The 19,926-nt window shown below is 66.7% G+C and carries 23 protein-coding genes; 13 read left to right on the top strand and 10 right to left on the bottom strand.

Annotated elements, in window-relative coordinates; genetic code table 11:
* Positions 1-258: 258 nt before the first annotated feature.
* From BMG07_RS11875 to BMG07_RS11860, 4 genes are all read right to left on the bottom strand, one after another.
* Positions 259-630 carry an NIF family HAD-type phosphatase gene (locus BMG07_RS11875; protein WP_198084747.1) on the bottom strand — a complete coding sequence of 124 codons (372 nt, stop codon included), beginning with the start codon at positions 628-630 and terminating at the stop codon, positions 259-261.
* 92 nt (positions 631-722) lie between these two features.
* A complete protein-coding gene (locus BMG07_RS11870) occupies positions 723-1,013 on the bottom strand; it encodes a barstar family protein (protein WP_198084773.1) in 291 nt (96 codons plus the stop codon).
* 164 nt (positions 1,014-1,177) lie between these two features.
* A complete protein-coding gene (locus tag BMG07_RS11865; protein ID WP_198084746.1) occupies positions 1,178-1,387 on the bottom strand; it encodes a DUF4287 domain-containing protein in 210 nt (69 codons plus the stop codon).
* Between the two features lie 78 nt (positions 1,388-1,465).
* The gene (locus BMG07_RS11860; protein WP_198084745.1) at positions 1,466-1,678 is read right to left on the bottom strand and encodes a hypothetical protein; all 213 of its coding nucleotides are present in this window, start codon (positions 1,676-1,678) and stop codon (positions 1,466-1,468) included.
* A 256-nt stretch (positions 1,679-1,934) separates the two neighbouring features.
* Between BMG07_RS11860 and BMG07_RS11855 the strand changes: the two genes are divergently transcribed.
* From BMG07_RS11855 to BMG07_RS11840, 4 genes are all read left to right on the top strand, one after another.
* A complete protein-coding gene (locus tag BMG07_RS11855) occupies positions 1,935-2,660 on the top strand; it encodes a hypothetical protein (RefSeq protein WP_269758877.1) in 726 nt (241 codons plus the stop codon).
* Positions 2,661-2,785: 125 nt separating this feature from the next.
* Complete coding sequence (locus BMG07_RS11850; protein ID WP_269758876.1) at positions 2,786-3,910, top strand: 3-deoxy-7-phosphoheptulonate synthase; 1,125 nt, start codon at positions 2,786-2,788, stop codon at positions 3,908-3,910.
* A gap of 176 nt (positions 3,911-4,086) precedes the next feature.
* Positions 4,087-4,638, top strand: a complete 552-nt coding sequence (locus BMG07_RS11845; RefSeq protein WP_198084743.1) for a dihydrofolate reductase family protein — start codon at positions 4,087-4,089, stop codon at positions 4,636-4,638.
* A gap of 495 nt (positions 4,639-5,133) precedes the next feature.
* Positions 5,134-5,817, top strand: coding sequence for a phosphotransferase enzyme family protein (locus tag BMG07_RS11840; RefSeq protein ID WP_269758875.1), 684 nt, complete (start codon positions 5,134-5,136; stop codon positions 5,815-5,817).
* Positions 5,818-5,848: 31 nt separating this feature from the next.
* Here BMG07_RS11840 and BMG07_RS11835 read toward each other — a convergent pair whose 3' ends face one another.
* Positions 5,849-6,139, bottom strand: a complete 291-nt coding sequence (locus BMG07_RS11835; protein ID WP_198084742.1) for a DUF1330 domain-containing protein — start codon at positions 6,137-6,139, stop codon at positions 5,849-5,851.
* A gap of 120 nt (positions 6,140-6,259) precedes the next feature.
* Complete coding sequence (locus BMG07_RS11830; protein WP_198084741.1) at positions 6,260-7,168, bottom strand: LysR family transcriptional regulator; 909 nt, start codon at positions 7,166-7,168, stop codon at positions 6,260-6,262.
* 118 nt (positions 7,169-7,286) lie between these two features.
* On the opposite strand from BMG07_RS11830, the gene BMG07_RS11825 reads away from it, so the two are divergent.
* The 7 genes from BMG07_RS11825 (at position 7,287) to BMG07_RS11795 (ending at position 14,082) form a co-directional block, all read left to right on the top strand.
* The gene (locus BMG07_RS11825; protein ID WP_198084740.1) at positions 7,287-8,075 is read left to right on the top strand and encodes an aldolase; all 789 of its coding nucleotides are present in this window, start codon (positions 7,287-7,289) and stop codon (positions 8,073-8,075) included.
* A 13-nt stretch (positions 8,076-8,088) separates the two neighbouring features.
* Positions 8,089-8,997 carry an amino acid ABC transporter substrate-binding protein gene (locus BMG07_RS11820; protein ID WP_198084739.1) on the top strand — a complete coding sequence of 303 codons (909 nt, stop codon included), beginning with the start codon at positions 8,089-8,091 and terminating at the stop codon, positions 8,995-8,997.
* A 51-nt stretch (positions 8,998-9,048) separates the two neighbouring features.
* Positions 9,049-10,779 carry an OPT/YSL family transporter gene (locus tag BMG07_RS11815; RefSeq protein ID WP_198084738.1) on the top strand — a complete coding sequence of 577 codons (1,731 nt, stop codon included), beginning with the start codon at positions 9,049-9,051 and terminating at the stop codon, positions 10,777-10,779.
* Positions 10,780-10,857: 78 nt separating this feature from the next.
* On the top strand, positions 10,858-11,907 hold the full coding sequence (locus BMG07_RS11810; protein WP_198084737.1) for a GlxA family transcriptional regulator: 1,050 nt from the start codon (positions 10,858-10,860) through the stop codon (positions 11,905-11,907).
* Between the two features lie 171 nt (positions 11,908-12,078).
* Positions 12,079-13,074, top strand: a complete 996-nt coding sequence (locus BMG07_RS11805; RefSeq protein WP_374221269.1) for an SLAC1 anion channel family protein — start codon at positions 12,079-12,081, stop codon at positions 13,072-13,074.
* A gap of 40 nt (positions 13,075-13,114) precedes the next feature.
* Positions 13,115-13,282, top strand: coding sequence for a hypothetical protein (locus BMG07_RS11800; protein WP_198084736.1), 168 nt, complete (start codon positions 13,115-13,117; stop codon positions 13,280-13,282).
* Between the two features lie 53 nt (positions 13,283-13,335).
* Complete coding sequence (locus BMG07_RS11795) at positions 13,336-14,082, top strand: tRNA-uridine aminocarboxypropyltransferase (RefSeq protein ID WP_198084735.1); 747 nt, start codon at positions 13,336-13,338, stop codon at positions 14,080-14,082.
* Positions 14,083-14,120: 38 nt separating this feature from the next.
* Here BMG07_RS11795 and BMG07_RS11790 read toward each other — a convergent pair whose 3' ends face one another.
* Positions 14,121-14,537: a GFA family protein gene (locus BMG07_RS11790; protein WP_198084734.1), complete on the bottom strand. Its 417-nt coding sequence runs from the start codon at positions 14,535-14,537 to the stop codon at positions 14,121-14,123.
* Positions 14,538-14,815: 278 nt separating this feature from the next.
* On the opposite strand from BMG07_RS11790, the gene BMG07_RS11785 reads away from it, so the two are divergent.
* On the top strand, positions 14,816-16,117 hold the full coding sequence (locus BMG07_RS11785) for a UDP-N-acetylglucosamine 1-carboxyvinyltransferase (RefSeq protein WP_198084733.1): 1,302 nt from the start codon (positions 14,816-14,818) through the stop codon (positions 16,115-16,117).
* Positions 16,118-16,147: 30 nt separating this feature from the next.
* On the opposite strand, the gene BMG07_RS11780 is transcribed toward BMG07_RS11785, so the two are convergent.
* From BMG07_RS11780 to BMG07_RS11770, 3 genes are all read right to left on the bottom strand, one after another.
* Positions 16,148-17,053 (bottom strand): DMT family transporter, encoded by a 906-nt coding sequence (locus BMG07_RS11780; RefSeq protein WP_198084732.1) that lies wholly within the window; start codon positions 17,051-17,053, stop codon positions 16,148-16,150.
* 71 nt (positions 17,054-17,124) lie between these two features.
* Positions 17,125-17,787 carry an AraC family transcriptional regulator gene (locus BMG07_RS11775; protein WP_198084731.1) on the bottom strand — a complete coding sequence of 221 codons (663 nt, stop codon included), beginning with the start codon at positions 17,785-17,787 and terminating at the stop codon, positions 17,125-17,127.
* A 5-nt stretch (positions 17,788-17,792) separates the two neighbouring features.
* Positions 17,793-18,509 (bottom strand): hypothetical protein, encoded by a 717-nt coding sequence (locus BMG07_RS11770; RefSeq protein WP_198084730.1) that lies wholly within the window; start codon positions 18,507-18,509, stop codon positions 17,793-17,795.
* Between the two features lie 373 nt (positions 18,510-18,882).
* Here BMG07_RS11770 and BMG07_RS11765 point away from each other — a divergent pair, with 373 nt between their 5' ends.
* Positions 18,883-19,926 carry a nitronate monooxygenase family protein gene (locus BMG07_RS11765; RefSeq protein ID WP_198084729.1) on the top strand — a complete coding sequence of 348 codons (1,044 nt, stop codon included), beginning with the start codon at positions 18,883-18,885 and terminating at the stop codon, positions 19,924-19,926.

Genomic DNA, 19,926 nt, shown 5'->3' with positions numbered 1-19,926 from the left:
GTACCAAGTCCCCACCCGCCTGCGACTTCGGGTTCTAGAACGTAGCTCAAGCAATGCTTCCTCAATCAGTTCAGGTTCAGGTCGATGCTGGCGCCAATTCTTGTCGCGCCGCGGTGGGTGTGCACGCGCTTCAACACAATCTACAAGAAGTCGTTGCGCGCGCGCCGCGAACGTCCGCTATCCCACGAATTCTGAGGCGCGGCCGACCGACTGCTACTGGCCGACTCTTGCCACAGCAGCGCCCTATGGAATCATCGATCAAATACGCGCCGCAAGTATTTGAAGCATCTTGGCGAGGCCGGTATCCGTTGAACCATAGGGATAGTCGAAGTATTCAATCTGCAGCCACTGTGCTTCCTGGCCTGGATGAACGTACTTCTCAAAATCGTCTACCAGTAACACTTGGTGCGCATGCACGCCAGGGACAAATTGCAGGTCTTTTGTCTCACCGTGCCAAGTGATGTACTCCATATCCGCGAACCAGGCGGGCGCGACTTGCTCGTCGACCAGCAAGCGCGCGATCTTTCGGAATCGCTCTTCCTTGACGGTGGTGAACATAACGATGCGAGGAAAAAGCTCGGCGCAACGAGTTAGAAACTCGGCCAGACCCGGTCGGGGTATCTGGCTCATCGCGTTTGAGATCAAGGGCAAGGACGTAGTTGTTCATGAATAGACCTTGGAGCGACTGCGGGAAAGTCCGGTCCTGGCCCGAAGTCTGCCCTCTATTCGTAGCTTACAGCGGCAGCCAAGGTTGGCTGCTCGTCTTGCATTTGTGTAAGGCATTCCTGGAGTTGCTTGGCATCGAGCGGAAGGCGGTCTTCAAGGGAAGCCCAACCGACTAAGCGCAGCCGATGCGGCATGTCCACCAAGCCTGTGATGGCGTCCCAAAAAGCATTCCAGTTGTTCCCGTACCAACCTGGAAAATCGAGCGAGGTCATCAGCCGTTGCTGAAGTTCGAGCGAACTTCTCACATCGCGCAGGCCTATCGTCACTTCACTTTCGCGTGCTGTCATCGTCACCCCTATCGCCTCATTCTTGTCACAACTGCCGACCTGTACCGAAGGTCTGCTGATGGCCGCATGCCGTCATGGGCAGGAAGCGGCGAGCGCCTAACTCAATCAAGAAATCTGAATCCGGCGCAAGTGACAAGAGCGCGCATCCTGGCAGCCCAGCGTTCCTATGTCTTCGCCAGAAACGCCGCAACCAAGGCATTCGCATGCCCGTGCCCCATCTGATGCTCGGTCTTGAGCTTGCTCACAAGCTCCATGTGCTTGCGAGAATCGGCGTTCTCGAGAATACCCATCCAGTGCGCAATCGGCTGCTCGTATGTCTTCTCGATGGAAGGAAAGTACGAGGCGGGTCCCTTCACCTTTGTCGGTTCCGTCATTGCTTCTCCATTGGCAAGTTGAGTGCGCCGATTGTGCCAACACCGCCCGCGGGCAGCACGTCTTCCTGTTCGACGACGCTAGTTGGCGCCGCCCGCATCAAGCGCAGGCGGTCTCGTCAGGTCTGCGTCGATGCCCATGACTTCGCTGGCGCGTTCCACGGCTTGCCAGAGTGGCGCTGGCATCTGCAAGATTTCTTCGGGCGAATTGGCGCGCGCGATCCAGGCGTTGATCTGATGGTGCTGGTCGGGCGTCAGCAAGTCGAGGTTCAGCATCTCGTCGATGGTCTTCATGTTTGTTCTGCGGGGTGGCTCTCTGGCGTGGATGTGCGGCCGCGAACGCCTGGTTCAAGGTGAATGAACGGCGGGCCGTGAGCCGGAGTGTTGCACGGACGGCCGGCGGTTCGAGGTGAACATGGCATCGGCGCTGAAGGGCATCGGGTCTCCTACACGATCTTGCGCAAGCGACCGGCGCCCGGGTGCGAGCCGCAGGTTCACGTTGCAGCATGTCGGCGTTCAAACGTCGTCCCCACATGACGGAGGTACCCAGATGTCCAGACTCAACGACGAATGGAAGGTCGGCAAGCACGGCCCGCTCGAAATGCTGGGCGAGGGCTTGCACACCGTGGCGGGCGAAATCGACATGCCGCTCGGCCATTTTCCGCGTCGCATGACCGTGCTCTCACTGCCGGACCGCCGGCTCGCCGTGTGGAGCGCGATTCCGTTGCGCGAGCGGGAGATGGAGCAACTCGAGGCGATGGGGTCGGTGGCGTTCCTGATCGTTCCCGGCATTGCGCACCGCCTCGACGTCAAGGCCTGGAAGCGACGCTATCCGGCCGCGCAGGTCGTCTGCCCGCCGGGCGCGCGAGAGGCCGTGTCCGAGGCCGTGCCGGTGGATGCGACTGCCAACGTGTTCGGCGACCCGAGCGTGGAGTTCCTCTGCGTGCCGGGTGTGGAAGACAAGGAAGCCGCGCTGATCGTGCGGCGCTCCGACGGGACCTCGCTGGTTGTCAACGACATCATTGCCAATGTGCATCATCCCGACGGGCTGGGCGCCAAGGTGATGGCACGCCTCATGGGCTTCGGCGTGAAGGAGCCGCAGATGCCGTGGGTCGGCGAGAAGATGTTCGTGAAGGACCATGCGGCCACGGCGGCAGCCATGCGCGCGTGGGCGGCCGAGCCGGGCCTGGTGCGCATCGTCGTGAGTCATGGCGATGTGATCACGGACCGACCGCGCGAGGTGCTGGAAAGGATTGCTGGCGAAGTGGCCGATTGAGTGGCGAAGAATGAATCTGCAGTGGGTTCGAGGCTCGATGTGGCCCTGACTCAAGCGCGGTTCCGGCCCCGCGCGCCTTCAAGAGGACAATCCCCCCAGCCCCATTCGAAATCAAAGCCACGACCATGCCCCGCCTCGACGACCCCCTCCACGACGCCGAAATCGGCTCCCGCGACAGCACGCTCGACACCACCCGCATCGACGACGTGCGCATCGGCGCCGTTCGCCCCCTCATGACGCCCGCGCTGCTGCAAGAGCGCGTGCCCGTGCGCGACAACACGCTGGCGCTGGTCGAGCGCAGCCGCGCGGAAATCGCCGACGTGCTGCACGACCGCGACGACCGGCTGGTGGTGGTGGTCGGGCCATGCTCCATCCATGACCACGACCAGGCGATCGAATACGCGCACCGCCTGAAGACCGTCGCCGATTCGCTGCAGGACGACCTGATCATCGTCATGCGCGCCTATTTCGAGAAGCCGCGCACCACCGTGGGCTGGAAGGGCTACATCAACGACCCGCACCTGGACGGCAGCTTCGCCATCAACGAAGGGCTGGAGCGCGCGCGGCGCCTGCTGCTCGAGCTGACGACGCTGGGCCTGCCCACGGGCACCGAGTTTCTCGACCTGCTGAGCCCGCAGTTCATTGCCGACCTGATCGCCTGGGGTGCCATCGGCGCGCGCACCACCGAGAGCCAGAGCCACCGGCAGCTGGCGTCGGGCCTGAGCTGCCCGGTCGGCTTCAAGAACGGCACGGACGGCAGCGTCAAGGTCGCGGCCGACGCCATCCTCGCGGCCCGCGCGCCGCACGCCTTCATGGGCATGACCAAGATGGGCATGGCCGCGATCTTCGAGACGCGCGGCAACGACGACTGCCACGTGATCCTGCGCGGCGGCAAGGCGCCCAATTATTCGGCGGCGGATGTCGCGGCCAGCTGCGAGGCGCTGCTGGCGAACGGCCTGCGGCCGCAGGTGATGATCGACGTCTCGCACGGCAACAGCAGCAAGCAGCACCAGCGGCAGATCGTGGTCGCCGAAGACGTGGCGGCGCAGATCGCGGGCGGCGAGCGGCGCATCACGGGCCTCATGATCGAGAGCCATCTGGAAGAAGGGCGGCAAGACCTGAAGCCGGGCGTGCCGCTGAAGCACGGCGTGTCGATCACCGATGCGTGCATCAGCTTCGGGCAGACGGTGCCGGTGCTGGAAGGGCTGGCTTCGGCTGTGAAGGCGCGGCGGCGGCTGGTGAAGAGGTAAGGGGCCGCGAGCCTTCGAGGGGGCAGGCCTCAAGAGCCGAAGTTCTGTGGACAGCGTCTACTTTTGGGATAAAGTTGTGGACGGTGTGCACATTGGAAGGTCCGGCATCTTCCTTTCGCACCCGAATCACGCGGCGCCTGCGTCAGGCCGCCACTCGAATTTGCGAAGGAGAAATCATGAGCAAGGTATTCGTCAACATCGGACTCAGCCTCGACGGCTACATGGCCCCGGAAGGCATGACCATGGGCAAGCCCGAGTACAAGAACTGGGGCGCGAAGTGGGGCGCGATGATGGCCTGGATCTTCAATCAACAGTACTTTCGCGAGAACCTCCTCAAGCTCGGGCCGGGGGGAGAGACGGGCCCGATCAACGACCTGGTTCGCAGCACCGTGGAGCGCATCGGCGCCAACATCATGGGCAAGCGCATGTTCGATCAGGGCGAGGTCGCCTGGCCGGAAGAGGCGCCGTTTCACACGCCGGTCTACGTGCTGACCCATGAAAAGCGCGAGCCATGGGTGCGCCCCGGCGGGACGACCTTCTACTTCGTCAACGACGGGCCGGCGCGTGCGCTGGAACTGGCCCGGGAGGCCGCGGGCAGCCGTGATATTCGAATCGCGGGCGGGGCGGATGTGATCCAGCAGTACCTGGGGCTGGGTGTGGTCGACGAGCTGGAGATCGCGTTGCGCCCGTGCTGTTCGGCAGTGGCCGGCGTCTGTTCGAGAACATGAGCGAGCCGATGCCGCAGTTTCGTATTGACAGGGTTCTCGAGGGGCCGACCGCCACACACTTGCGCTACGTGCGCCAGTAGCATCGCTCCTCGCAAAGCCTGTGGGCCGACGCGTGGCCGTGTGCGAATGAAAAGGCCGTTCATGAACAATGCGCCATGACCCCTACTGAAAGACACGACCCCGATCTCGTCCCGACGCACACGACCGCCGCCACCGCCTCTGTCGCGCGCTGGGTGGCGCAGCATCATGGCCTTGCGGTGCAGCAGTGCCACCTGATCCGGCGTGGCCTCAACGACAACTACGCGCTGCGCATGGCCGACGGCAGCCGGTACGTGGCGCGCCTGTATTCGATCCGCCCGCGTGGCGGCTTCAACGTCGATTTCGAAGTGGCGCTGCTGACGCATCTGGCGGCCAGGGGCGCGGGGGTGACGGAGCCGGTGCCGGCGGCGGATGGGCGCTCGCACGTCCAACTGCAGTTCCCCGAAGCCGCGCGCGTTGGCCCTGTTTCGCCATGCAGAGGGCACGACGCCCGACACGCTGGACGAGTTCGAGCTGACCGGCCGCACGCTGGCCCACATCCACGAAGCGGCGCGCGACTACGCGGGCCCGCCGAGCCGCTACACGCTGGACGGCCACCACCTGGCCGGCAGGACCCTGGGTTACCTGAAGGCCTATCCGGAGCTGGACGCGCAGCTGCTGGAAACGTACGGCCAACTGATGCAGCGCCTCGTCGAAGAGCTGGCCGCGGCCGAAAACGGGCTCACACGGGTCGTGTGCCACGGCGACACGCACGGCTTCAACAACCATGTGGCCACCGACGCGGCCGGCGTCAAGCAAAGCGTGTTCTTCGACTTCGACGACGCGGGCCCAGGCTTCCTCGCATACGACCTGAGCGTGATGTCCTGGTCGTACCTGTTTCGCAAGGGCCTCAAGGAGCCCGACGACACACTGCGCGAGCGCTGGACGCACTACCTGCGCGGCTACCGCGCGGGCGGCGGCGAGGTGAGCGAGCGCGACGTGGCCGCGCTGCCGCTGTTCATCCAGCTTCGGCACCTGTGGAACCTCGGCGAGGCAGCCGGGCGGCTGCATCACTGGGGGATGAGTTCAGTGCCCGTGGACTGGCTGCGAAAGCAGGTGGATGTTCTCGAGGCGTGGAAGGGGCTGGACCTGCGCGCCTGACGCCCCCGCCACCGGGGTATGGCTCATGGGCTTACAGGCCTTCGATGATCCGCAGATCCCGTTCGGCGCCGTCGCCGAGTGCGACCAGCGCGGCCTGGTAGTCGGGGCTGTCGTGAACGGCTTTCGCATGCTCGACGCTGTCGAATTCGACCAGCACGGTGCGCTCGTTCAGCCCGAACTCGTACACCTTGGCCGGCAGCCCGCGTGCCAGAAAGCGTCCGCCGCCGGAGGTGATGGCCGGGCCGGCCAGCTTGGCGTAGGCCGCAAGTTTGTCGGCGTCCTTGATGGCGCGGTACGCACTGACCCAGTAGGCTTTTGCCATGGTGATTTCTTTCAGGTTTTGGGGGAGCAAACAACGAGCGGCGCAATCGCGTGGCCGCTTCGGGCCGGATTCTGCCGGAGCGCGCAAAAAGCTGCTGGCGGCGCGTGCCCTGGCAACGCTCTAGGCGGACGGCGCGTCGCCCACCTGGCCCAGCGAAGACCTGAAGGCCTCCAGCAGGTCGTTGAAATCGGCGCGTTGACGCCCTTCGGCCATGGATAGCGCGGACACCGCAATCGGAATGCGCGGCGACACGGGTCTGCACGACAGCGACTCGTTGCCTGCGAAACCGGCCGTGAAGGAGTCGATCACGCAGGGGCCGAAGCCGTCGAGCGTCAGCAGCAGCGCGGACTGGTACGTTTGCGCGGACAGCCGCGTTCCGGTGAACACCGCGCTCTCCGACAGGAGCCCGAGCAGCGCTCTGCCAACGGGGTCGTCCTTGTCGATGCCGATGAATTCGCGGGTCGCCATTTCCGCGATGCCCATGTCCGACGTGTCCGCGCCTGAATCAGCGCAATCACGGCGCTCGACCCACACCAGGTGTCCGACGCCCACGATTTGCGAATCCACCGAAGGCGCGTCGATTTCTCCATAAGCGATGCCAAGATCGCATTCACGCAAGGCCACGGATCTGGCGATTTCGTCGGAATGAAGGATCTTGATCGACACCACGCTTTTCGGATTGCCGGCCTTGAAGATATTCAAGGCGCGCGACAGGCAATTGGTGGAAAGCGACGGCACGATGGCAATGCGGAATTGCGCCAGTTGGTCGGGCTTGAGCGATTGCGCCAGCCGCCTCAATTCATCGACCTGCTCGAATATCTTGTTGGACCGCAGATAGAGCTGCCGCGCCTCCGGCGTCGGCTTCAGCCCGCCCTTCTCGCGCACGAAGAGCGCATAGCCGAGCTGCAGCTCCGCATGCTTGAGCGTCTGCGTCACCGCGGGCTGCGTGACGTTGAGGATTCTGGCCGCCGCGCTGACGCTGCCCGACAGCATGATGGCGTTGAAAACCTCGATGTGCTTGAGTCTCATAGGGGGCCATAAGAGCAGCTTATCGTGCTCCGCAAAATTCTAATTTGATGCATCCACAGGTGCCCATGCAAAATTTGAACCACTGAAATCCATCAGCAAGAACCTGCATCGAGAACACATGGCACACGCATTGGCAACAGACGGCAAGGAGCGGCAAAAAGTCGATCCGCGCCTCTTTGAAAACCCCGAAGTCTGGCAGGCCTGCGTCGATCTTGCAGCCTGTTTCCGGATGGCGTCGGTGCTGGGAATGGAAGAGGGCATTTGCAACCACCTCTCCGCCGTCGTTCCCGGTTTCGACAATTACTTCATCGTCAATCCGTTCGGCCTGGCGTTCGATGAAATCCGCGCCTCCGACCTGATCATTTGCGACTTCGAGGGCAACGTGGTCAAGGGCGATCGGCCGCCTGAAATCACCGCGTATTTCATTCATGCGCGGGTACACAAGAACCTGCCGCGCGCCCGTGTCGCGTTCCACACGCACATGCCGTATGCCACCTGCCTGTCGATGGTCGAGGGGCAGCCGCTGCAATGGGCCGGCCAGACCTCGCTGAAGTTCTACGGGCGCACCGCAGTCGACGAGTTCAACGGCCTGGCCCTCGACGAGAAAGAGGGGGACCGCATTGCCGGGGCCATCTGCGATGCCGACGTCGTCTTCATGCGAAACCACGGCGTGATGGTGATCGGCAAGACCATCGCCGAAGCCTGGAACGACCTGTACTACCTCGAGCGGGCCTGCCAGGTGCAGGTGCTGGCCGAGTCGACGGGCAGAAAGCTGGTGCCGGTGTCGCCCGAAATCGCCGCCGCCACTTACGCCCAGATGCGCGCCGGCGGCAATGAAAGCGCGATCCAGCACCTGGAAAGCGTCAAGCGACGACTCCTTGCCAGCCACCCCGATTACCTGCTCTGACTCCCCTTCAAAGATGAAACGCTCTCTCCTCCATTTCGCCATCGCTGCTTTCGCGTTCACTGCCGCAGGTGCCCATTCGGCCGAGTTGACCGGCCGGTTGAAGGCCATCAAGGAGCGGAACTTCATTACGGTGGCGTACCGCGAATCGTCGGTTCCATTCTCTTACCTCGGCGGCAACGGCCAGCCCATCGGCTATGCGCAGGACATCTGCCTGAAGATCGTGGACGACATCAAGACCCTGATCGGCAGCCCGAACCTGGAGGTGAAGCGCCAGGCCGTGACATCGCAGAACCGCATTCCACTGATGCAGAACGGCACCATCGACCTCGAGTGCGGCTCCACGGTCAACAACCCGGAGCGGCAGGCGCTGGTGAGTTTCAGCACCACTTACTTCGTGGTCGGCTCGAAGTTCGTTTCGCGCAAGTCCGACAACCTGCAGACGCTGAAAGACCTGAAGGGCAAGTCCGTCGTCGCGACCACGGGTTCGAACACGGTGCAGCGAATTCGCGGCATCGACCGCAAGGAAGGCCTGAACCTCAACGTCATCCTGGCGAAGGATTTTTCGGACAGCATGCTGACCTTCACCTCGGGCCGCGCCGAGGCCTTCTTCGAGGACGACATCAACCTGATCGGGCAGATCGCGTTCTCGCGGCTCGACCCGAATGACTTCCGCCTGAGCACCGACACCCTGAGCCGCGACCCCTACGCGGTCATGCTGCCGCGCGGCGAGCCGGAGTTCAAGGCCGTGGCCGACAAGACGATTGCCACGCTGTATTCGAGCGGCGAGATCAAGGCGCTGTACGACAAGTGGTTCCAGTCGCCGATTCCGCCGCGCGGCGTCAACCTGCACTTTCCGCTGAGCGACGCGCTGGCCAAGGTGATCGCAAAGCCGACGGATTCGCCGAACCCGGCGGACTACTGAAGAAGAAGCTGGGAAGCCGCATCGGCGGCGGGATGGGCGATCATCCCGCCCATGAATTCACCTCGAGGCCCCCGCTGGCGCTGGCTGCCCGCCGAAGGCAGCTGGCGCTACCACCTGCTTCTGGCGGCCCTGGGCATCTTCGTGCTGGGCCCGCTGGCCGGCGTGACGGCCGCCTACATGAACCTGTCGCTCGGCTTCTTCGTCGGTGGGCAGGTGCTGGCGGGGCTGCTGGGCTCGGCCGTCACCGCGGGCTATGGCGCCAGCGGGCGGCATGGCGCCAACTACGTGCAGACGGCAGCGGCCTCGGTGGCCAGCATGAGCGGGCTGGGCGTGCTGCTGCAGGCCATGGCGTGGATGGGGCTGCCGCAGCCGCCGGCATGGCAGATGGCGCTGTACCTGGGCTGCGTCGGCATGTTCGGCGTGGGCGTGGGCATGCTCTACACGCCGGTGCTGGTGGACCGCATGCGCCTGGCTTTTCCCTCGGGGCTGGCGGTGGCCAACATCCTGCGGGCGCTGACCGACCCGGTGCTGTTGCTGCGCTCGGTGAGCCAGCTCGGCGGCGGCATGGCGCTCGGGCTGGCGAGCGGACTGGCGTCCGTGCGCCTGCCTTTGCTGGGGGCCATCGGGCTGTCCGCATCGACCTTCGGCGCTGGCCTTGTCATCGGCGCGCGCATCGGCATTCCGGCGGCGACGGGCGGGCTGATCGGCGTGGCGCTGCAACCGTACTTCGTGTCGATCGGATGGCTGCAGGCCGGTGACCCGCCGCGCAAGATCATGTTCCTCATCGCGCTGGGCGCGATCATGGGCGCGGCGCTGGTCGACATGGCGCTGATCTTCGCGCGGGCCCTGCCTTGGAGCCCGTGGCGCACCGCGAGCGATGCGGCGCCGCCCGCCGCCGAAACAGGGCCGCGCCTTGGCAGCATGCGGCTCGTGCTGTGGGTGGCGTTCTGGGCAGGGGCCACGGTGGCCTGCGGCCACTGGTTGCTGGGGCAGCCGGTGTTCTATCTCGCCGTGGCCGTGGCGCTGGTCTTTCTGTTTGCGCTGGTCAACGGCATCTCGGTGGGCGTGAGCGATGCCAACCCGATTTCTTCGGCCTTCGTCGTGACCATCGTCATCCTCGCCGCGCTGGGCCTGCGCGACCCCGGCGTGGGCCTGATGGCCGGCGCGGTGCTGCTGGTGGCGACCGGCGTGGCCTGCGACATGCAGCAAGACCGCTCCACCGGCTGGCGGCTGGGCACGTCGCGCGCCATGCAGTTCCGCTACCAGGTGCTGGGCGTGGTCGTGGGTGCCGTGCTTGCGGTGGTGTTCGCGCGGCTGTTCATGGCGGCCTATCCGGTGCTGCTGCAGGACCAGACGGTGCTCAAGGCCGACCAGCAACCGGCCGAATGGAGCTCGGCCATGACGTACAAGTTCGTCGGCGTGCTGCGCAGCCTGACCACCGACCTGCCGTTCCAGCGCATCGCCATCGGCGTGGGCATAGCGGTGGGCGTGGCCATCGAGGGGCTGCGCAAGTGGCTGCGCCCGCGCGGCTTCGTGCTCGACGCGATCGTGCTGCCTTCGCCCTATGCGCTGGCCTTCGGCGGCTTCGTCAGCTTGCCGACGTCGCTGTGGCTGGGCGCGGGCGGCATCGTGGGCAGCCTGTGGACGGCGCGCGCGCCGGTGCGACGCGATGCGCCGCAGGACATGAGCAGCGCGTCGCTGTTCGGCGGCGGGCTGATTGCCGGCGACGCGCTGGCGGCGGTGGGGCTGGGTGTCGCGAGCCTGTTGGCGCTGGTGACTTAACCAGGCAGACAGACCGTTCTACAATGAATTTCCGCCTCCCGCACCCGCCCCTATCCGCAAGACAACCACGCCCGAATCATGAAGCTGGTCATTGTCGTGTTGGAGGGTGTGCAGGCATTGGACGTCGCGGCGCCGATGGACGTCTTCACCGAGGCCAACAACTTTCTCCCGCCCGAGCACCACTACCAGATCGAGCTCGTGGGCATGCGCGCGGGCAGCGTGCGTTGTGCCAACGGCATGCAGCTGCATGTGGGCACCGGCTACCTCGAGCATGAAGGCCAGCCCGACCTGCTGCTGGTCGCGGGCGGCCCCAAGCTGCCGGCGGTGAACGGCTACGAGCCCGCCTTTTTGCAGTGGCTGAGCGAGAAGGCCGCGGGCTCGCGGCGCTTCGGTTCGGTGTGCAACGGCGCCTTTCCGCTGGGCCACGCAGGCCTGCTCAACGGCAAGCAGGTGACGGCGCATTGGCACGACGTCGACCGGCTCATTGCGCAGTTCCCCCGGGCGCGCGTGCGGCCCGACAAGATCTTCGTGCGCGACGGCAGCCTGTTCACCTCGGCCGGCGTGGCGGCGGGTGTCGACCTGTGCCTGGCGCTGGTCACGGAAGACTGGGGCCACGAGCTGGCGCTGCGCATCGCCAAGCGGCTCATCGTGTACATCCGCCGCGAGGGCGGGCAGTCGCAGTACAGCCCGTTCCTGGCGGTCGGGCCGAAGGAAGAGACCATCGTGGCGAAGGTGCTGCGCCACGTCACGGACCACATCGACGAGCAGTTATCCATCGAGCAACTGGCCGACGCGGTGGGCGTGAGCCGGCGCACCTTCTCGCGCGTGTTCGCCAAGGACGCGAAGATGACGCCGTCGGCCTTCGTCGAGCAGGTGCGCGTCGACTTCTGCCGCAAGCTGCTCGAAGAGACCGACCTGCCGCTGAAGACGGTGGCGTTCCGCTGCGGCTTCCACAGCGCCAACCAGATGCGCGTGATCTTCGCGAAGCGGCTCGACACCACGCCGCGCGAGTACCGCCTGCGCTTCAGGTCCGAAGCGCCGGTGCAGCCGCGCGAAGAGCCGCGCGAAGGGGCGACCGGGCTGCCTTCGGGCACGGGCGCCGGCAGCGTCGCCGTCGCCGACCTGTAGCGGCAAGCTGCGGCCCCCAGCCGCGCGAATGGCCTGAAAACGGCCATCAATGGCGCAAACCGCACCACGCTCGCGGCCTGCGCAGAGGGTGCCGCCCATAGACTTTTTACGTCGCTTCCGCGAGCCGTGAACAAGGCCCGTGGGGGAGCCACACCTTCCACAGGAGCACGTATCAACACCACGCAAACGCTGAGCCCGGCGGACATTCCGCGGCAGGCATCCATCCGGTATCTGCCGGTCAATCTCTTTGCCTCGGTCATGGGCATCTCGGGCCTGGCCACGGCCTGGCGGCAGGCCAGCCACCAGTTCGGCGCGAGCCCGCTCGTCGACGCAGCGATCAGCAGCGTGGCCGTCGCGGTCTTCGTCGTGCTGTGCGTGGCCTACGCGGCCAAGGCGGTGCTGCATCCGGCCGTGGTGCGCAGCGAGTTCCAGCACCCGATCGCGGGCAACTTCTTCGGCACCATCACCATCGCGATCCTGTTGATCTCGGCGGTCGTGGCGCCGGTCAGCAGCCGCGCGTCGCAGGTGCTCTGGAGCGTGGGCGCGGCGAGCACCATCGCGCTGTCCTTCACCATCGTGAGCCGGTTGCTGCGCGGCAAGGTCGACGCGGGGCACTCGGTGCCGGCGTGGCTGATTCCGGGCGTGGCCACGCTCGACATCACGGTGGCCGGCGGCACCATGCCGATGAGCTGGGGGAGGGAGCTCAACCTGTTTTCGCTGGCGGTGGGAACGATGGTGGCGCTGGTCTTCTTCACGATGATCGTGTCGAGGCTCATCCACCACCACGAGAAGCTCGCGAACGAGATGGTGCCGTCGCTGATGATCCTGATCGCGCCTTTCGAAGTCGGCTTTCTCGCGTACACCCACTTCTTCCAGCGTGTGGACGCCTTCGCCGCGATGCTCTTCTACTTCGGCCTGTTCGTCTTCTTCTCGCTGGCCTTCAAGATCTTCAAGCGGAGCATTCCGTTCGCCACCGGCTGGTGGGCACTGAGCTTTCCCATCGCCGCGCTCAGCAACGCCGCGCTGCGCTATGCGGAGCACGTCGGGCATCCGGCGATGACGGCATTGGCGGTGGCGCTGCTCGCGTTCCTGAGCCTGCTCATTGCCGTGCTGCTGTTCCGCACGATCCGGCTCGTTGCGAGCGGCAAGCTGCTCGCGCCGAAGTGAGCCGCCTTCATTGAATTCATCCACTCACCGGTCCATTGCCATGTCGAACTCCGCACCCACTTCATCCGCCGATATCGCCCTCGAAGAGAAGCCCGCCGCAACCACCACCAACACCGCCGAATGGGATCAGGTCGGCAACTGCAGTTGCCTCGATCAGCTCAAGGCCGCGCCGGGCAGCGCGTCGGATCAAGGCCAGAAGCCTTCCTGACGCGTTGCGGCGGTTTGCGGGGAGGGCGGGCGACACCGCCGAGAATCCCCCGCATGCCTCACGCCGTTTCCCTTCTCCGCGCCGCGCGCCTGGCGCGAAGCGCCAAACCCTTTCTCGCGCGCGGCGGTTTCAAGCGCGAGCGCTGCGCGGGCTGCCGCCTGGTGCCCAGCCATTGCATGTGCGCCGTGCGCCCGTCGGTGGCAACGCGTGCGGGGGTGTGCCTGCTCATGGCCGACATCGAGCCGCTCAAGCCGACCAACACCGGTTGGCTGGTCGCCGACGTGGTGGCCGACACTTTCGCGTTCGGCTGGGCGCGCACCGAAACCGATCCCGCGCTGCTGGCCTTGTTGAGCGACCCGCAGTGGCAACCGTATGTGGTGTTTCCGGGGCAGTACGCGGCGCCCGAGCGCGTGGTCTCGCGCGTGCCGCCGCCGGACCCGGCCAGCGGCGAAGCCGGCAAGCGCCCGCTCTTCATCCTGTTCGACGGGACCTGGGGCGAAGCGCGCAAGATGTTCAGCAGGAGCCCGTGCCTCGACGCGTTTCCGGTGCTGAGCCTGCAGCCCGAGCAGATCACGCAGTACAAGCTGCGCAACTCGGGCCGGGGCGATCACTTCTGCACCAGCGAAGTGGCCGCCCTGTGCCTGAACCTGGCGGGCGAGCATGTGGCCGGGCACACGCTGGAGGCCTATCTGGCGGTGTTCACGCACCACTACCTGAGCGCGAAGAACCAGCAGCCCATTGCATGGGACGGCGCCGCGCACCAGCGGCTGCGCGAGGTGTGTGTTCCGCCGTCCGCGTGAGCAGTCGCGCCAGGCGCTGACGGGGCAGCGCCAGGCGTTCACATCGGCGGCATCTTGTCGAACTTGGTCAATTCCGGGTCGAGAAAATCCCACGCGTGTCCACGCACGGCATACGTGACGGCCTGCGGCTTGTAGCGGCCGGGGTCGTCCAGGCTCGCGGCATGCACGGTGAAGACGTCGGGCATCGCCGCAAAGGTCATGTACACGGGCGAGCCGCACGTCGGGCAGAACGCCCGGGTCTTGACGTTGCCGCTGTCGCCGACCAGGTCCCACAGCGCGGCGTTGCCGCTGTGCTTCACGCCGCTGCGCGCAAAGGTGAGATACGAGCCGTGCCCGGTGCCGCTCTTTCGCTGGCAGTCGCGGCACTGGCAGTCGTTCTGGAAGACCGGCTCGCCCGAGATTTCGTAGCGGATGGCGCCGCATGCGCAGCCGCCGGTGTAGGGCTGTTGGGTCATTTGTCTTGTCCTTTCGAGGTTGTGTTTCCAGCGTGAGGCAGGCCGGATGCAACCAATCTAGCCGGACAGGGCGGCACAGGGGGAGTAACAAGTTCGTCGTGAGTCGGCCTGGCGAACCCGTCGGATGTAGTGCGAAAGAATTGTCAAACAGGCGGCTTTTGCTTTGAAGTTCTTACAACTTCAGCGCCGTACATGCCGCTTTCAGACGGTAAAGTGGCCGCCTCCGGTTTCGGATTGTCCGCGACCCTTTCCCACCGCCTCTCGCTCCCCGCTTCTTCATGTCCAACCTCATCGTGCACGGCGGTACGCCGCTGCGTGGCCGCATCACGCCCTCCGCCAACAAGAATGCCGTGCTCCCGGTGCTTTGCGCCACTCTCCTGACCTGGGAACCCCTGACGCTGCACGGCGTGCCCGATATCACCGACGTGCGCAAGATCCTCGAGATCTTCCGCACCCTGGGCAGCGACGTGCGCATGGACCACGAGAGCGGCACGCTCGAGTTGCACCACCGCGAGACCACCTTCGACGCCGCGCTGCACCGGCTGCCCGAAGAAATGCGCTCGTCGATCATGCTGGTGCCGCCGCTGCTCGCGCGCTTCGGCGTGGCGCGGCTGGAAGACAACGTCAAGGGCTGCACGCTGGGCGTGCGCGAGATCGATCCGCACGTGGAGGTGTTCCAGCGCTTCGGCGGCGAAGTGGAGCGCACCGAGGGCTCGCTGCTCGTGCACAGCAAGGGCCGCCTGACGCCCACCGACCACTGGCTGGACTACGCCTCGGTCACGACCACCGAGAACTTCGTGCTGTGCGCGGCCGCCGCGGGCGGCACCTCGACGCTGACCAACGCCGCGTCGGAGCCGCACGTGCAGGAGTTCTGCCGCTTCATGACGCTGATCGGCGTGCGCATCGAGGGCATGGGCACCTCGCGGCTCACGGTGCACGGCGGCGGCACGCTGAAGGGCGGGGAGTTCCGCTTCGACGAAGACTTCCACGAGATCACGACCTTCCTGGCGCTGGGCGCCATCACCGGCGGCGACGTGGTGGTGCGCAACAGCGCGCCTGAAAACTTTCCGCTGCTCGACCGCACTTTCGCCAAATTCGGCGTGCAGATCGTGCATGAAGACGGCTGGTCGCGCGCCATCCGCGGCGGCCCGCTGAAGGTGCAGACGCCGTTCACGAGCAACGTGCTGACCAAGGTCGAGGCCGCGCCGTGGCCTTACTTTCCGGTCGACCTGCTGCCGATCTTCATCGCGCTGGGCGTGCGCGCCCAAGGCAACGCGATGTTCTGGAACAAGGTGTACGACGGCGCGCTGGGCTGGACCGGCGAGCTGTCGAAGTTCGGCGCGCACGTGTTCTCGTCGGACCCGCACCGGCTCATCACTTTCGGTGGCAATCCACTGACGCCGGCCGTGGTCGAAAGCCCCTACATCATTCGCGTAGCGATCGCGCTGTTCATGGTGGCGGCGAGCATCGAAGGGCGCTCCGAGATCCGCAACGCCACGCCGATCCGGCGCGCGCACCCGCGCTTCGTCGAAAACCTGCGCAGCCTGGGCGTGCAGGTGGAGTGGACCAGCGAGGAGTGACTTGGTGCGGGTGGTGCGGGTGGCGCGGGCTCAGCGAGCCCGTCGCGCTTCCGTCCACACGACGACCACCAGCCCCGCGAGCACCAGTGCCAGACCGGCAAAGGCCGACGCCGCCGGGCGTTCGCCCACCACGAGAACGGCCAGCGCGAAGGCCGTGACCGGCTCCGCCAGCGCCAGCGTGACGCCCGAGGCCCCCGAGATGTGCCGCAGCGCGTGGCTGAACAGCAAATAGGCCACGCCGGTCGACACCAGCCCCAGATAGCCCATGAGGGCCCAGCCCGCCGGCGTGGTCGAGAACGGACCCGAGACCAGCAGCGCGGTGGGCACCGCCGCCGCTGAAGCCACCGCGAACACCCAGAGCGTGACCGTCGCGGGCGGCGACTGGCGCACGAGGCGCTGGCTGACCAGCGTGTAGACGGCGTAGCAGAGCCCGGCCGCGAGACACAGCGCGAGGCCGGCGGCATCGATGCCCGAACCCTCGCCTTCGCGCGGCATCACCATCAGCCAGCCGCCACCGACGGCCAGCAACGTGCCCACCCACCACACCGGCGCGGGCGGCCTGCGCGACACCAGCGATTGCAGCAGTCCGGCCCAGGCCGGACCGCTGCCGACGGTGAGCGCGGTGCCCACGGCCACGCTGGTTGCCTTGACGCCCGCGAAGAAGCACAGGTTGTAGCCCGCAATGCACAGTCCCGCGAGCAGCACCCATCGCCATGCGGCGCGAGGCACGGCCAGCGCCAGTCGCTCGCCGCCGAAGCGGCGCCACCCGATGAAGCCCGCGAAGAACAGCACGGCCACGGCCATTCGCAGTGTGCCGACCCAATAAGGCGAGGTGTGCGACGGCGCAAAGCTCTGGGCGGTGCCGGTGGTGCCCCACAGGGCAGCGGCGGCGATCACCATGGCGGCGCCGGCAAGGGGTGTGGTCTTCTTCGTCATGCGCGCATCGTCGAGCGGTGCGGCGCGTGCAAATGTCGAGAGACTCTCGACCTGGGGCGAGCAGGCAGGTGCTAGCTTGCGCGCAGCTTCCGGGCGCCGAGCTGGCGGTCGCGCCGCAGCGCAAAGCCCAGCGCGCTGGCCGAGCTGTAGCCCACGCGCAGCGCGGTTGCCTCGAGCGGCACGCCGCCCTGCAGCAGCCGCTGCGCCGCGTCGAGCCGGCGTGTGCGCAGGTAGGCTTGCGGCGCCAGGCCCGTCAGTTCGAGCAGCCGCGCATGAAAGCGCTGCGGGCTCAGGAAGAAGAGGGCGGCCATGCGCGCGGTGTCCCAGGGTTCGTGCAGCGCGCGGCCGATGGCGCCGTCGAGCCGCGCAAGGTCGATGCTGCGTCGCGTGAGGATCGAAGGCGCTTCGAGCACATGCGCCAGGTGCCGCTCGGCGCCTGAAGGATCGACATCGTTGCGGCAGGCGGCCGTGACCGCGAAGCGCCGCATGCGGTCCACGCCCGCGTCGTCGGGCGTGTCGATGACCACCATGCGCACGCCGCGTGGCGACATGAAGGCGTGCGCCACGCCGGCTGGAATGATCATGCCGCAGGAGGTGTCGGTGAAGGCCGCGCGGCCGCCGATCTCCAGTTCCATGCGGCCGTCCAGCGCAAACATGATCTGCGCGTGGTCATGGTCGTGGCCCGCGTACTCGCCGCTATAGCAGCGCACGCTGTACGTCGGTCCGGCCTGCATGTCGCTCAGAACGACGGCACGGGGTTGCGCCCCTCGCGCAGCTCGTACACGCCGTTGCGGTTGACGTACACCAGCGTGGTGTCGACCTTGCGCGCGCGCGGGTCGTCGGCGCCGTTCGTCTGGCTGCCGCTGAAGGCGATGTGCATCTCGTCCTTGTCCTTGCCGTCGCCTTCGGCGGCCACAGGAAAGGCCGGCTTGCCGCTGATGTCGAAGCAGTTGCCGCGCGGCGGCTGCGCGGGCCGCTCGGCCTTGAGCACCTTTTCGCAGGCCTCGTCCCCTCCCTGGTTGTCGGCCCCGAGCGCAATGCCTGTGACCATGGGCCGCACCTTGCCGGGCGCCAGCGAGAACACCGACAGCCATTCGCCGCAGGTGCCTTGCCAGCAACTGCCGTTGGTCAGCAGTGTGACGAACTGGCCGGTGGCCAGTCGCTCGACCTTGGTCTGGCCGAGGTTGCCCATGAAGCCCTGGTAGTCGACCGCGTCGTTGCGGCCCGAGAGCTTCCAGCCCTCGGGGCCCTGCTCGAAGAAGTAGGCGCCGAGCCACGCGCCGTCGGGGTGGCCGTTCATGGGGTGGCCGTCTTCGGTCAGCGGCACGGCGTCGGTCAGCATGACGGCGTGGGTGTCGTCCAGGCGCACCACTTCGCGCGGCGAGACCTCGGCCTTCTGTTCGGCCTCGCTGCCCGCGACGGCCTTGCCGTCGTCGCCGATGGTGGGCAGCAGCACGGTGTCGGACTGGTCGGGCGAGCGCCCGGACCCCGCGAATCGGGGAAGGCCAGCGCCATGAGCTCGGCGCGCTTGAGCGTGGCCGACGCGGTGGGGCGGGCGGCCGCCGCCGGGGCGGTGTCCGCAGCCGCGACGGCGGGTGTGTCGGACGTGGCGACGGGGGCTTCCTTCCGCGGGCAGCCCGCGAGCATGACGAGGCCGGCGGCCGCGACGGCGACGGCCATGGCGCGTTGCAGGGGCAGGGGGAGCGAGGTCGTTGGCAGGGGCATGCCGGCGATTGTGCCGAAGCCGCGTGCCGATGACCCCGCTGCCGCCGCGACCTCCGCGCTGGCGGGAGAATGGCCGCCATCCGTCACTCCAGGAAGCTATTCGAATGACCACGCTGCAGCAGATTCTCGGTACCGAACTCCCCCTCATCCAGGCGCCCATGGCCGGTGTGCAAGGCAGCGCGATGGCCATCGCGGTCAGCAACGCGGGCGGGCTGGGCTCGCTGCCGGGCGCGATGCTGAGCCCCGAGGTCATGCGCGCCGAGCTCACGGCCATTCGCGCGGGCACCGACAAGCCCTACAACGTCAATTTCTTCTGCCACACCTCGCCGCAGCCCAGCGCCGAACGCGAGGCCGTGTGGCGCTCCGCGCTGGCGCCGTACTACGCCGAATACGGCATCGACGCGGCGGGCATTCCCGCCGGGCCGGGCCGCAACCCCTTCAGCCCCGACGTGGCCGAGCTGATCGCCGAGTTCCGCCCGCCGGTGGTGAGCTTTCATTTCGGGCTGCCGTCCGACGAGCTGCTGGCGCGGGTGCGCGGCTGGGGCGCGAAGGTGCTGGCCTCTGCCACCACGGTCGAAGAGGCGCTGTGGCTCGAAGCGCGCGGGGTCGATGCGGTCATTGCCCAGGGGCTCGAAGCCGGCGGGCACCGTGGCCACTTCCTGTCGCACGACCTGACCAAGCAGCTCGGCACCTTCGCGCTGCTGCCGCAACTGGTGCGCGCGATCAGGCGGCCGGTGATTGCCGCCGGCGGCATCGTCGATGCCGACGGCGTGGCCGCGGCCATGGCGCTGGGCGCGGCGGGCGTGCAGATCGGCACCGCCTATCTGCTGGCGAACGAGGCGACCACCAGCGCGATCCATCGCGGCGTGCTCAAGAGCGAGGCCGCGCGTCACACGGCGCTCACCAACCTCTTCACCGGCCGGCCCGCGCGCGGTATCGTGAACCGCGTGATCCGCGACCTGGGCCCCATCGGCGCGGTGGCGCCGGAGTTTCCGCTGGCCACCTCGGCCATTGCGCCGCTGCGCGCCAAGGCCGAGGCGAAGGGCAACGGCGATTTTTCTCCGCTGTGGTCGGGGCAGAACGCGACCGGCTGCAGGGAGCTGCCGTCCGCCGAGATCACGCGCGAACTGGCGAAGGGCTTTCGCTGA

Origin of the sequence: Variovorax sp. E3 (genome assembly GCF_016082275.1) — a bacterium.
Taxonomy (GTDB): Bacteria; Pseudomonadota; Gammaproteobacteria; order Burkholderiales; family Burkholderiaceae_C; genus Variovorax.
Note: the sequence above shows the minus strand (reverse complement) of the source record. Positions and strands in the feature narration are given on the sequence as shown.